The organism is Flavobacterium sp. 9 (assembly GCF_002754195.1).
GTDB lineage: Bacteria > Bacteroidota > Bacteroidia > Flavobacteriales > Flavobacteriaceae > Flavobacterium.
The window spans coordinates 3,419,125-3,433,521 of the sequence record NZ_PEEU01000001.1 but is presented as its reverse complement, the minus strand read 5'-3'; the positions used below and the strand labels follow the sequence as shown (position 1 = coordinate 3,433,521).

General features: G+C 35.6%; 10 protein-coding genes. 7 read left to right on the top strand and 3 right to left on the bottom strand.

Annotation, left to right across the window (positions count from 1 at the left end; translation table 11 throughout):
• Nucleotides 1-15: 15 nt before the first annotated feature.
• Nucleotides 16-4,554, bottom strand: a complete 4,539-nt coding sequence (gene dnaE / locus CLU81_RS14130; RefSeq protein ID WP_099710396.1) for a DNA polymerase III subunit alpha — start codon at nucleotides 4,552-4,554, stop codon at nucleotides 16-18.
• A 327-nt stretch (nucleotides 4,555-4,881) separates the two neighbouring features.
• On the opposite strand from dnaE, the gene CLU81_RS14125 reads away from it, so the two are divergent.
• From CLU81_RS14125 to leuB, 6 genes are all read left to right on the top strand, one after another.
• Complete coding sequence (locus tag CLU81_RS14125; protein WP_099710395.1) at nucleotides 4,882-5,685, top strand: SDR family oxidoreductase; 804 nt, start codon at nucleotides 4,882-4,884, stop codon at nucleotides 5,683-5,685.
• A gap of 290 nt (nucleotides 5,686-5,975) precedes the next feature.
• On the top strand, nucleotides 5,976-6,896 hold the full coding sequence (locus tag CLU81_RS14120) for an AraC family transcriptional regulator (RefSeq protein ID WP_099710394.1): 921 nt from the start codon (nucleotides 5,976-5,978) through the stop codon (nucleotides 6,894-6,896).
• Nucleotides 6,897-7,407: 511 nt separating this feature from the next.
• On the top strand, nucleotides 7,408-8,802 hold the full coding sequence (gene leuC / locus CLU81_RS14110; RefSeq protein WP_055097417.1) for a 3-isopropylmalate dehydratase large subunit: 1,395 nt from the start codon (nucleotides 7,408-7,410) through the stop codon (nucleotides 8,800-8,802).
• A gap of 110 nt (nucleotides 8,803-8,912) precedes the next feature.
• Nucleotides 8,913-9,509, top strand: coding sequence for a 3-isopropylmalate dehydratase small subunit (gene leuD / locus CLU81_RS14105; protein ID WP_039113809.1), 597 nt, complete (start codon nucleotides 8,913-8,915; stop codon nucleotides 9,507-9,509).
• Nucleotides 9,510-9,768: 259 nt separating this feature from the next.
• Nucleotides 9,769-11,289 carry an alpha-isopropylmalate synthase regulatory domain-containing protein gene (locus tag CLU81_RS14100; RefSeq protein ID WP_099712764.1) on the top strand — a complete coding sequence of 507 codons (1,521 nt, stop codon included), beginning with the start codon at nucleotides 9,769-9,771 and terminating at the stop codon, nucleotides 11,287-11,289.
• A gap of 158 nt (nucleotides 11,290-11,447) precedes the next feature.
• A complete protein-coding gene (gene leuB, locus CLU81_RS14095) occupies nucleotides 11,448-12,509 on the top strand; it encodes a 3-isopropylmalate dehydrogenase (protein WP_099710392.1) in 1,062 nt (353 codons plus the stop codon).
• Nucleotides 12,510-12,645: 136 nt separating this feature from the next.
• On the opposite strand, the gene CLU81_RS14090 is transcribed toward leuB, so the two are convergent.
• Together CLU81_RS14090 and CLU81_RS14085 are read right to left on the bottom strand one after the other, a co-directional pair.
• Complete coding sequence (locus CLU81_RS14090; protein WP_089350002.1) at nucleotides 12,646-13,005, bottom strand: RNA-binding protein; 360 nt, start codon at nucleotides 13,003-13,005, stop codon at nucleotides 12,646-12,648.
• Nucleotides 13,006-13,146: 141 nt separating this feature from the next.
• Nucleotides 13,147-13,629, bottom strand: coding sequence for a DUF6252 family protein (locus CLU81_RS14085; protein ID WP_099712763.1), 483 nt, complete (start codon nucleotides 13,627-13,629; stop codon nucleotides 13,147-13,149).
• 199 nt (nucleotides 13,630-13,828) lie between these two features.
• Here CLU81_RS14085 and CLU81_RS14080 point away from each other — a divergent pair, with 199 nt between their 5' ends.
• Complete coding sequence (locus CLU81_RS14080; RefSeq protein WP_099710391.1) at nucleotides 13,829-14,395, top strand: 30S ribosomal protein S16; 567 nt, start codon at nucleotides 13,829-13,831, stop codon at nucleotides 14,393-14,395.
• Nucleotides 14,396-14,397 lie beyond the last annotated feature (2 nt).

Sequence of the window (14,397 nt, the reverse complement as noted above, 5' to 3'; positions counted from 1 at the left end):
TTTAACTGTTAAAATTTAATTTAGCTTAAAATTGATCTGCATTTTCTCCAATTCCTGTAATAGTTCAGCAGAAATCTTAATTTTTAACCTGCGACTTGGCATCGATAATTTTGTTACAACTTTTATTTCTTCGACTTCATTTACCTCTTTAGTCTTAGTATCTTCAAGCGATGCATCACTATCGTCGTTTTCGTCTGCAAAAACAGCATCTTCGGTTTCTTCAAACTCATTTGTTGTTTCGACCTCAACGAGACGTTTTATTTTCTCTAATTCCATGATTTCAAAAGTCACTGAATTATCACCTTTATTCTGATTAAATAAATCACTTAACTTGTGGATAAACTCTGTCTGTAAATCTTTTATGTTCAATAACAAAATCAGTTTTTTAGCAAAAGCTTCTAAGATATCCTGCAATTGTCTAATCTCAACAAACTGCATTCTAGGATCAGATTTTTTACCTGTATCATGATTTACCCAACCGTCTTTTATTAATATTTTTATGAACGCAAAATTATTCTGAATCAGGAAATGGCGGAACTTTAAGTATTCTTCACCAAAAATCTTAAACTCATAACTTTCGTCATATCCTTCTAAATTAAATACTGCCCAGCCTTTTCCGTTTTTTGCTACACGATGCTGCACGTTATTAATGATTCCGGCAAAATTTAGATTTTTCCCTACAAATTCATTCATACTTTTCAGTGATTCCAATCGGGAATTACAGAAGTATTTCATCTCAAATCTAAAGTCGTCCAGAGGATGTCCTGAAATATAAATCCCAACAACTTCTTTTTCTTTGGCAAGTTTTTCCATTGTGCTCCAATCTTCACATGGAGGTACAACAGGTTCTGCAATTTGCACTTCGCTTGCTTCTCCAAATAAACTTACCTGTGATGAGTTTTCATTTTCCTTAAACTTCGATCCGTATCGCATCGCTTTTTCATAAAACGTAATTCCGTCACCATCATCATGAAAATATTGTGCTCTGGTTGTTCCTTCAAATGAATCAAAACCTCCTGCAAGAGCAAGATTTTCGATTGCTTTTTTATTGGCTGCACGCAAATCAATACGTTTTGCCAAGTCAAAAATTGATTTATACCTACCGTCTTTTCTATTTTCTACAATAGTTGCAACAGCTCCGGAACCTACTCCTTTAATCGCTCCCATCCCAAAACGTACTGCATATTCATCATTTACGGTAAATTTATAGTACGATTCGTTTACGTCAGGACCTAAAACCTGTAAGCCCATTCGCTTACATTCTTCCATGAAAAATGATACTTGTTTAATATCATTCATGTTATTCGAAAGTACCGCCGCCATATATTCGGCAGGATAATGTGCTTTTAAATAAGCGGTTTGATACGCAATCCAGGCATAACAAGTCGAGTGCGATTTGTTGAAGGCATAACTCGCAAATGCTTCCCAGTCTTTCCAGATTTTCTCCAGAACTTTTGCATCGTGACCTTTTTTCGCCGCTTGTTCAACGAACTTCGGCTTCATTTTATCAAGTACATCTTTTTGTTTCTTACCCATCGCCTTACGCAAAACGTCGGCCTCACCTTTTGTAAAGTCAGCCAGCGATTGCGACAAAAGCATTACCTGCTCCTGGTAAACGGTAATTCCGTAGGTTTCTCCTAAATATTCCTCACAGGCATCTAAATCGTATTTGATTTCTTCTTCGCCATTTTTTCTTCTTACGAAAGACGGAATATACTCCAAAGGTCCCGGACGATATAAGGCATTCATGGCAATTAAATCTCCAAAAACCGTTGGCTTCAGATCCTTCATGTATTTCTGCATTCCGGGTGACTCGTATTGGAAGATTCCAACTGTTTCTCCTCTCTGGAAAAGCGCATAAGTTTCAACATCATCAATTGGAAAAGTGTCCGGATCCAAATCAATTCCGTTTCTATATTTTACCAGTTTAACGGTATCTTTAATTAAGGTAAGGGTCTTTAGACCCAAGAAGTCCATCTTCAGCAATCCTGCACTTTCTGCAACCGAGTTATCAAACTGTGTTACATATAAATCAGAATCTTTTGCTGTGGTCACGGGAACGAAATTCGTAATATCCGATGGCGTAATAATTACACCACAGGCATGAATTCCGGTATTTCGCATCGATCCTTCAAGAATTTTTGCTTGTTGAATTGTTTCTCCCGCCAAATCATCTTCATTGGCAATGGCAATTAATTCTTTTACGTTATCATATTCATCAGAACGAAGCGCTTTTTTAACTTCCTCTTCACTTTCAGAAATAAAACGCGCCAAATTCCATTTTGATGGCATCATTGCCGGAATCAGTTTTGCAATTCTATCAGCTTCAAATAATGGTAAATCCAGTACACGAGCCGTATCACGAATCGCAGATTTGGTTGCCATTTTACCATAAGTAATAATTTGCGCAACCTGATTTTGACCGTATTTATTAATTACATAATCCATAACACGACCACGACCCTCGTCATCAAAATCGATATCAATATCGGGCATGGATACACGATCCGGATTTAGGAAACGCTCAAAAAGCAAATCGTACTTAATAGGGTCAATATTGGTAATTCCTAAACAATATGCTACGGCAGATCCCGCAGCAGATCCACGGCCTGGACCAACCGAAACGTCCATATTTCTAGCTTCGGCGATGAAATCCTGAACGATCAAAAAGTAACCCGGATATCCTGAGTTGGAAATCGTTAATAACTCAAAATCTAAACGTTCCTGAATAGATTCTGTAATTTCTCCGTATCGTTTTTTTGCACCAACCATTGTAAGGTGTCGCAAATATTTATTCTCTCCACGAACTCCGCCATCCGCTTCATCTTCTACAACAACAAACTCTTCCGGAATATCAAACTTAGGAAGCAATACATCACGATAAAGTGAGTAAGTCTCGACTTTGTCTATAATTTCCTGAATATTAATAATCGATTCAGGCAAATCTGCAAAGAGCTTTTTCATCTCTTCGCCTGTCTTATAATAATATTCCTGATTTGGTAATCCGTAACGATATCCACGACCACGACCAATTGGCGTCGCTTGTTTTTCACCATCTTTTACACACAATAAAATGTCGTGCGCATTGGCATCTTCTTTATTTAAATAATAGGTATTATTTGTTGCAATTAATTTGACATCGTGCTTTTTCGAAAACTCAATCAAGGTTTTATTTACACGATTTTCATCTTCCTGATTATGTCGCATAATCTCAAGATAAAAATCATCACCAAATTGTTCTTTCCACCAGATCAAAGCTTCTTCGGCTTGGTTTTCACCGATGTTCAGAATTTTACTTGGAATTTCTCCGTATAAATTTCCGGACAAAACCATTATATCTTCTTTGTATTTTTCGACAATCGCACGGTCAATCCTCGGAACATAATAAAATCCATTTGTAAAAGCGATCGAAGACATTTTTGCCAGATTGTGATAACCATTTTTGTTTTTGGCTAACAATACAACCTGATTTCCGTTGTCTTTTTTACTTTTATCTAAGTGATTGTCGCAGACATTAAATTCACAACCTACGATTGGTTTTATTTCGGTTTCTGTTGGTTCTTCACCAGCTTCAACCAAAGCTTTATTTTTTCCCGATGCTGCTTTATTATGATTCATAACGGCGCTCACAAAGTGAAAAGCTCCCATCATGTTTCCTGTATCCGTCATTGCAACGGCCGGCATTCCGTTTTTGGCTGTAGCCGCAACAATATTCCCAATTCCTATCGTCGATTGAAGAACCGAAAACTGAGTATGATTGTGTAAATGCGCGTATTTTGCTTCTTTAAAATCCTCTCTGTCAGAATGTGAAACCGTAGGTTCTTGTCCAACAGATTCTAAAGCTTTTAACTGCTCTCTGATTTTATCAGAAGCTTTTTTAAGATTGATGTGTTTTAAACCAATTAACGGAAATTCCTGTGGATTTCTATTTTGGAAATCTTTAAAATAATCCTTCGGAACATCTAATTCTTCTTTGGTAAAAACTTCTCTTCTAATTAATTCCAGAAAACAACGCGTAGTTGCCTCAACGTCGGCAGTTGCGTTGTGCGCTTCCGCGAAAGGTTTATTAAAAAGATATTCGTGTAATTCTGTTAGTGTTGGTAATTTGAATTTACCTCCACGACCTCCCGGAAGTTTTAATAATGAAGCCGTAACCTCTGTACAAGTATCTAAAACCGGCATTGAACTCATAGAAGAATCTACGCCCATTCTATGAAATTCGGCTCCCATAATATTGACGTCGAAACCTAAATTCTGACCTACAATAAATTTGGTTTTACTTAATGCAATATTGAATTTCTCCAAAACTTCTGCCAACGTGATTCCATCGGCTTCAGCCAATTCTGTAGAAATTCCGTGAATACGTTCAGCATCATACGGAATATTAAATCCGTCAGGCTTAACCAAATAATCCTGATGTTCGATAAGTTGCCCCATTTCGTCATGAAGCTGCCAGGCGATCTGAATACAGCGAGGCCAGTTATCAGAATCAGTAATTGGAGCGTCCCAACGTTTTGGTAATCCAGTAGTTTCGGTATCGAATATTAAATACATAAGTTTAAAAAGGCAAAATTAAGTTCCAAATTCCAATCTTTCCAAATATAAATCTCTGATTATATGGATTATAAAAATTGCTTTATGGAAAATGGAGGAAGTTCAAATTTACGCTTTTTTTTGGCTTCAGAAAATAAAGAATTGCACAAAAAGCATTAATCAAAATCATTATTAGAAACTGTTAAAAAGCAATAAAAATGATAAAATTTAGATTATTTAAAGCTAAAAACTTCGATTATTCATTTTGGATACTCATTGCACCAAAATGGACACTTTTAAACTGCACTCTATCCTGAACTTTGCCCTATCAATTTAAAACAAATTATTATGAAAACTATTTTTATCACAGGCGCTTCATCAGGATTAGGAAAAGCTACAGCAAAATTATTTCAACAAAAAGGATGGAATGTAATCGCAACAATGAGAAATCCTGAAAAAGAAACTGAACTTTCTAACTTAAACAATGTAACCCTCTTACCATTAGATGTTACGAATTTTGACCAAATACAAAGCACCGTTAAAAAAGCATTGGAATTAAGCGATATTGATATCGTTTTTAATAATGCAGGTTACGGTTTGATTGGACCTTTGGAAAGCTTTAATGACGATCAAATCACGAAACAATTAAACACAAATTTACTGGGAGTTATTCGTGTTACCAATGCTTTTATTCCCTATTTCAGAGAAAGAAAAAGCGGATTGTTTATCTCAACAACTTCTATTGGCGGATTGATTTCTTTTCCTTTAGGATCTGTATATCACGCAACAAAATGGGGATTAGAAGGCTGGAGCGAAAGTATGGCTTACGAATTAAATCCGTTTGGAATCAATATTAAAACGGTTTCTCCGGGTGGTATCAAAACAGAATTTCTTCACGGTTCTCTTGACACCGGCGTTAAACCAGAATATCAGGCAATGGCAAACAAAATGTTTGAAAATGTAGATGTAATGTTTGAAATGGCATCAACTCCGGAACAAATTGCAGACGTAGTTTACGAAGCTGCAACAGACGGAAAAACCCAACTGAGATATGTAGCAGGAGAAGATGCAAAAGCACTTTACAAACAAAGACAGGAACAAGGAGACGAAGTTTTTCGCGCTGCATTTGGCAAACAATTTTTAGGAGCATAATAATTCCTGATAAGGCTACTCAAAAAGCATTGAACATTCTTTTTATTTTTACTAAGCCCCAGCGGGGCAGAATATTTATAGAGATTCAATCATACGGATACAAAAGAGCTCCAGCGGAGCGAAATACAACAGTATTAAAATATTTCGCTCCGCTGGAGCTTTCCTTCCACTACTAAATACTATTTCTATAAATATTTTGCTTCTCCGAAGCTATTCTTTCAAAATTAAAGAGACTGTTCAATACTTTTCGGAAAGCCTGATTAATTTTCAAATTTTTATAACTTTATATCATGGAAAAGAAAAACAATAATCCGGCAAAAATTTCCTCAATATCAGAATTTCATAGTTTGTTTCAGCTCCCAAAGCCGCTTCATCCTATGATTACCTTGGTTGATAATACCAAACTCATTATAAATGCTGATTTAACTAACAATCATTTCCTGCTCGATTTTTATAAAATATCTTATAAATATTCGACCAACGGAAAAATGGGTTACGGCCAGGGTTATTATGATTTTAATGAAGGCGGATTAATGTTTACATCTCCCAATCAATTGATTTTTACCGATAATCAGGAAGGAGTTGAATATTTTGGTTATACGCTGCTTTTTCATCCGGACTTTATTAGAAATTATCCTTTAGGAAAAACGATCAAAAAATATGGCTTCTTCTCTTACGATACCAATGAAGCGCTTCATCTTTCTGATAGCGAAAAAACAACCATTATAGGATTATTAACCAGCATTGATAATGAACTTCATACCGCAATAGACGAAATGAGTCAGGATGTTATCGTTTCATATATTGATGTTTTATTGAATTATAGCAATCGTTTTTACAAACGTCAATTCATTACAAGAAAAACAATTAGTCATGATTTATTACTTAAAGTAGAAGACACTCTGGATAATTATCTCAATAATGCCGAAACCTTAAAAAGAGGATTACCAACGGTGGATTTTCTTGCTTCTCAAATCAACGTTTCTACACATTATCTTAGTGACATGCTTCGTAATCTAACCGGACAAAATGCGCAACAGCACATTCATTCGAAACTAATTGAAAAATCAAAGGATTTCCTGATTTCTACCAATCTTTCTGTGGCAGAAATAGCTTATCAATTAGGTTTTGAATATCCTCAATCGTTTAGCAAACTCTTCAAAAAGAAAACCAACTTAACACCTTTGGAATTTAAAAACTCATTGAATTAGTCTTTAAAATTATCTTCTTCAACAGATCCCTTTTTGCATTAAAAATCATAAAATTTCATAAAAATACACTTCTTGGATGTCGTAGTATTTTAATGAATTTTAGAATATTTAAAAACTTCAAAAATTGGCATTTAAAGCCATTAGACTTCAAAAAAACAGAAACTTTAAAACAAATCAAACCTAACAATTATTACTATTTTAACTCATTTTGTTACATTTTTTTGAATAAAAACTTATATTTTATATTGATTTTGAGATAAATTTGCCAACTATTAAAATTAAAGCAATCAACTCAAAATTAACCGAAAAAGAAAAAGCAAAACCAATTTATATTCATTCTACAACCAAATCTCATTGCAAAAAAGTCAATCGCAATTTGTATTTAAGTTTGGGTATCGTATATAATGAAATATTCAAATTGACGCCCTTACATCTTTTTCTAATTTTGTTTTCCTATTATAATAAGCAGGAATTGCTGTGGTTATAGAATTACAATTAAAAAAAATAAAAAATGAGTAAGACATTATTTGACAAAGTATGGGATTCACATGTAGTGCGTAAAATTGAAGATGGACCAGATGTGTTTTTTATTGACCGCCATTTCATTCATGAGGTTACGAGTCCTGTTGCTTTTCTAGGATTAAAAGCCAGAGGCGTTAAGGTTTTATACCCAGAGCGTACTTTTGCAACTGCAGATCACAATACACCAACCATAAACCAACATTTACCAGTTGAAGATGCACTATCTGCAAATCAGCTTAAAGCGCTTGAAGATAATGCTGCCGAATACGGAATTTCGCACTGGGGATTAGGTCACATTAAAAATGGAATTGTACACGTAGTTGGTCCTGAAAACGGAATTACTTTGCCAGGTGCTACTATTGTTTGTGGAGATTCTCACACGTCTACTCACGGTGCCTTTGGAGCGATTGCTTTTGGTATCGGAACTTCTGAGGTTGAGATGGTGCTTTCTACACAATGTATTATGCAGCCAAAACCAAAGAAAATGCGTATCAACGTAAACGGTCAATTAAGTAAAGGTGTTGGTCCAAAAGACGTTGCACTTTATATTATTGCTCAATTGACTACTTCTGGAGGAACTGGTTATTTTGTTGAATACGCCGGAGATGTTTTCGAAAACATGACTATGGAAGGTCGTATGACTGTTTGTAATCTAAGTATCGAAATGGGTGCTCGTGGAGGTATGATCGCTCCTGACCAAACTACTTTTGATTTCCTTGAAGGAAGATTATTTGCTCCAAAAGGTGAAGCTTGGACAAAAGCGGTTGAATACTGGAAAACTTTAAAAACGGATGATGATGCTGTTTTTGATGCCGAATTAAACATCAAAGCTTCAGATATCGAACCAATGATTACTTATGGTACTAACCCAGGAATGGGAATTGGTATCTCAAAACATATTCCGAACGCTAATCAAGTTGAAGGCGGTGAGGAAACTTATAAAAAATCGTTAGCTTATATGGGCTTCCAGGAAGATGATGTGATGATTGGAAAACCAATTGATTACGTTTTCTTAGGAAGTTGTACAAACGGACGTATTGAAGATTTTAGGGCTTTCGCCGAAATTGTAAAAGGAAGAAAAAAAGCAGATAATGTTACCGCTTGGTTAGTTCCGGGTTCTCACGTTGTTGAAGCTCAGATTAAAGAAGAAGGTATTTTAGATATTTTGACAGAAGCTGGTTTTGTATTACGTCAGCCGGGTTGTTCAGCGTGTTTAGCAATGAACGACGATAAAGTTCCTGCTGGAAAATATGCAGTAAGTACTTCAAACAGAAACTTTGAAGGTCGCCAAGGTCCTGGTTCAAGAACATTATTAGCAAGTCCAATTATGGCTGCCGCTGCTGCTGTTACCGGAAAACTAACAGACCCGAGAGAATTATTTTAATTCTCGCTATAAGCCATAAGCAATAGGCTTTAAGCTAAAAATTCAATACATAATACACACTGTAGGAAAAGCCTAAAACTTAAAGCCTACAGCATAAAGCAAAAGAAAAAATGGCATACGATAAATTTAATATACTTACTAGTAGTGCTGTGCCACTACCAATTGAGAACGTAGATACAGATCAAATCATCCCGGCTCGTTTCCTGAAAGCTACAAAGCGTGAAGGTTTTGGAGATAATCTTTTCAGAGACTGGAGATATAACGGAGACGATTCTCCAAAAGCTGATTTCGTTTTGAACGATTCAACTTATAGCGGAAAAATCCTTGTTGGAGGAAAAAACTTTGGTTCAGGATCTTCAAGAGAACACGCTGCTTGGGCAGTTTATGATTACGGTTTTAGAGCTGTAGTTTCGAGTTTCTTTGCAGATATCTTCAAAGGAAACTGTTTAAATATTGGAGTTTTACCAGTTCAGGTTAGTCCGGAATTTGCAGACACGATTTTTAAAGCAATCGAAGCTGATCCGAAAACAGAATTAGAAATCAACTTGCCAAACCAAACAATTACTTTATTGGCAACAGGTCAATCAGAATCATTTGCGATTAACGGATACAAAAAGAACAACATGATTAATGGCTTTGATGACATTGATTATTTGCAAAATATTAAAGAGGATATTGTGGCTTTCGCCGATAAACTTCCGTATTAATAAAATCTCGTTCGATCTATTAGACCCGACAGGTTTTTGAAACCTGTCGGGTCTTTCTAAATTAAATGAGAAAAAATAGAACGCGGATGAAACAGATTTGCTATCGCAAAAACGCTGAAAAAAACTGATTTTATTTTTTAGCTAAAGTAAAAATCCGCAAAAATCCGCGTCTTCGCAAAGCGAATCCGTAAAATCTGCGTTAAAATTAAAGTATGGATATATTAATATTATCCAACCCATTAGAAATATGAATATCAATATGGAAAAAAGAAAAATTGAAATAATGGACACGACGCTCCGTGATGGTGAACAAACCTCAGGAGTATCATTTTCTGCTGCAGAAAAACTAACCATTGCACAATTATTGTTGGAAGAATTAAATATTGATAGAATCGAAATTGCTTCGGCTCGCGTAAGCGAAGGAGAATTTCAAGCCGTAAAAGGCATTACATCCTGGGCAGAAGAGCGAGGATATATTAACAGAATCGAAGTACTTTCGTTTGTAGACGGAGGAGTTTCTATTGAATGGATGAAAAAAGCTGGTGCCAAAGTGCAAAATTTATTGACTAAAGGTTCAATGAATCACCTGACGCATCAATTAAAAAAAACTCCTGAACAGCATTTTTCTGAAATCGCTCAAATCATCGCTTTAGCAAAAGAAAATAATATTGAAACCAATGTTTACCTGGAAGATTGGAGCAACGGAATGCGAAATTCTCAAGAATACGTTTTTCAGTTTCTTGATTTTTTAGCAACTCAACCCGTTAAAAGAATTTTATTACCGGATACTTTAGGCGTTTTAATTCCGTCTCAGGCTTTTGAATTTATTTCGAAAATTAGAATTAGATATCCACAAATACATTTTGATTTTCACGCACATAACGATTACGATTTGAGCGTTGCCAATGTCATGGAAGCTATAAAAGCCGGCATAAACGGGCTTCACGTTACTGTAAACGGAATGGGGGAACGCGCCGGAAATGCTCCGCTTGAAAGCACGGTTGCTGTAATAAATGATTATTTGCCGGAAGTAAGCATCAATATAAAAGAGACTTCACTTTATACGGTAAGCAAACTTGTTGAGACTTTTACAGGATATAGAATCCCGGCTAACAAACCAATTGTGGGTGACAATGTATTTACACAAACTGCCGGAATTCACGCTGACGGTGACAATAAAAACAATTTATATTTTAATGATTTGCTTCCGGAACGCTTCGGGAGAAAACGAAAATATGCTTTAGGAAAAACTTCGGGCAAAGCCAATATCGAAAAAAACCTTCAGGAATTAGGTTTAAAACTAAATCAGGAAGATTTGAAATTGGTCACCCAAAGAATCATTGAATTAGGCGACAAAAAAGAAACCGTTACCAAAGAAGATCTTCCGTACATTATTTCAGATGTTTTGGACAGTCATACTTACCAAGAAAAAATTACCATACAGTCTTACGTGTTAATGCATTCAAAAGGAACACGTCCATCATCGACATTAAGCTTAAATCTTGATGGAGAAATCATAGAAGAACACGCACAAGGAGACGGTCAGTTTGATGCTTTTATGAATGCTTTATCTAAAATTTATAAAAGTAAAAAATTAACACTCCCAAAATTGATAGATTACGCAGTCAGAATCCCTCCGGGAAGTAGTTCTGATGCTTTATGCGAAACGATCATAACCTGGACAAACAACGGAAAAGAATTTAAAACAAGAGGATTAGATTCAGATCAGACAGTTGCAGCAATTATCGCAACGCAAAAAATGCTTAATGTAGTAGCCTAAGGCACTAAGGTGCTAAGACTCTAAGGTGCTAAGATTTTTTCTTTGAGCTTAGAGTCTTAGTATTTGAAAGCCTTTAAAAAATAAAACTAAGCCGATAAGACTAAAAACCTTAGAATCTTAGCAACTTAAAATCTTAGAACCTTTTTAAAAAATAAAAAATGAAATTTAACATAGCCCTTTTAGCAGGAGACGGAATCGGTCCTGAGGTAATTAATGAAGCAGTAAAAGTATCTGATGCTATTGCAAAAAAATTCAATCACGAAATAACCTGGACACCGGCTCTTACTGGAGCTTGTGCAATTGATGCTGTTGGAGTTCCTTACCCAGATGAAACGCACGAAATTTGTATGGCTGCCGATGCTGTTTTATTCGGAGCGATTGGTCACCCAAAATACGATAACGATCCAAGTGCGCCAGTTCGTCCGGAACAAGGATTATTATTAATGCGTAAAAAATTAGGCTTGTTTGCAAACGTACGTCCTACTTTTACTTTCCCTTCTTTGATTGATAATTCTCCTTTAAAAAGAGAAAGAATAGAAGGTACTGATTTGGTTTTCTTAAGAGAATTAACCGGAGGAATTTACTTTGGAGAAAAAGGAAGAAGAGATGACGGAGAAACTGCTTTCGATAATTGCGTTTATACAAGAGCAGAAGTTCAGCGTTTGGCTAAAAAAGGTTTTGAACTTGCAATGACACGTAGCAAAAAATTATGTTGCGTTGATAAAGCTAACGTTCTTGAAACTTCTCGTTTATGGAGAGAAACAGTTCAGGCAATGGAAAAAGATTATCCTGAAGTTACTGTTTCTTACGAATTTGTTGATGCTGTGGCAATGCGTTTAGTTCAATGGCCAAACTCTTATGACGTATTAATCACTGAGAATTTATTCGGAGATATTTTGACAGATGAAGCTTCAGTAATTTCAGGCTCAATGGGATTAATGCCATCTGCTTCTGTTGGAGAACATACTTCATTATACGAACCAATTCACGGATCTTATCCACAAGCAACCGGATTAAACATTGCTAATCCTTTGGCTACTATTTTATCTGCTGCAATGATGTTCGAAGACGCTTTTGGATTAAAAGCCGAAGCTGAAGCTATCAGAGCGGTTGTAAACAAATCATTAGAGCAAGGAATTGTTACTGAAGATTTAGCTCCAAAAGGATCAAAAGCATACAAAACCAGCGAAGTTGGAGACTGGTTTGTAGCTAATCTATAAAATTTTGTTTCAGGTTTATTTTGTTTCAGGTTGTTGAAACTTAAAACAAAACAAACTTGAAACCTGAAACAAATTTTACTGCATAAAAAAAGGGATCAACATAAGTTGATCCCTTTTATATATTTAGAAAAAAATATTAATATCCTCCTCTGTTACCACCACGGTCATTTCCACCACGGTTGTTTCCTCCACCATAACCTCCGCGTGAATCTCCACCACGGCTGTTATTGTTGAAGCTTCTTCTTTCACCTTCAGGCTTCGGCTCAGATTTATTAACTACAATTGCACGACCTTGAACAGTAGCTCCGTTCAATTCATCAATTGCTTTTTGAGCTTCCGCATCGTTTGGCATCTCTACGAAACCAAAACCTTTGCTTCTTCCTGTAAATTTATCAGTAATGATTTTAACTGAATCTACTGCTCCGTAAGCCTCGAAAGACTCTCTTAAATCTGCTTCCTCAATACTGAATGGAAGGCTTCCAACAAAAATGTTCATATGTACTTATTTATAATAATGTAGCAAATGTAGTCTTATTTTTCTCTAATCTACTATATATTAGTTTATTTATGTTTTTATTTTGATTTAAAAAATCAAAATGTAGCAAAACTAATCTATCGCAAATGAAAAATCCAGTTGTTAAAAATTAGTCGTCGGAGTATATGGAACTTTATAAAAAACACCTTCTGTAAAAGTTACAGTAGGATTTTCAAGATCTTCTGTATTTGCATTTACCGCAGTAAACCTAAACGTTCCCGAAACAGTATTTGTTTGATTGTTAAACTCTGTAATCACAATTTGACCACTGCCTTTGTTTGTTCCGGTAGTAAATTGAGGCGCCATACTTGATAATCTATTCAAATAAGAAGCTGTTGTTATATTATCAACACCTAAAATATAAGTCTTTGGTGTCGAAGAAGGCAGTTTCAGGCTTACCGCATCAACTCCCAAGCCACCTTCGATAACTATACCTCCGCTTGCTTTTGCCTGTGCCGAATAATTTTGAGCTCTCCAAAAAACGTTGCCTTTTAAACCTTGAAAGGCTGGTGTATTGAATTTTACATCTTCCTCACAAGATGCAAGTAAAAAAATAGTAATTAGTAAGTAATAGTATTTTTTCATAAAAAAATAAATTTCAGGCAAAAGTATTACATTTAAGATCAATAATTTCAAAAAAGGAAGTCAAAAACTATGCAAAAAATAGTAAAAATCTATCTCTGATATAATTAATAAAATTTGAAACGCATTATTTACAAAAAAATTATATCTTTGCACCCTTAATTAATAGGGGTCGAGTACCTCAAAATTTAATCATACGATTATGTCAGTAAAAATTAGATTACAAAGACACGGTAAAAAAGGAAAACCTTTTTACTGGGTTGTAGCTGCAGATGCACGCTCAAAAAGAGATGGTAAATACTTAGAGAAAATCGGTACTTACAATCCAAACACTAACCCAGCAACTATCGACTTAAACCTTGATAGCGCAGTTAAATGGTTACACAATGGTGCACAACCAACTGATACTGCTAGAGCAATTCTTTCTTACAAAGGTGCTTTATTGAAACACCACCTTGATGGAGGTATCCGTAAAGGAGCTTTAACTCAAGAGCAAGCTGATGCTAAATTAGCTGCATGGTTAGAAGCTAAAGCTGGAAAAGTTGATGCTAAAAAAGACGGTTTAACAAAAGCGCAAGCTGATGCTAAAGCTAAAGCTTTTAAAGCAGAACAAGAAGTTAACGCTAAACGTTTAGCTGCTGCAGCTCAGGCTGAAGCTGATGCTATCGCTGCTGCAACTCCTGCAGTTGAAGAAGAAGTTACTGAAGTTGAAGCATCAACTGAAGAAGCTCCTGCTGCTGAAGAGAATAACGAAACAACTGAAGCATAATT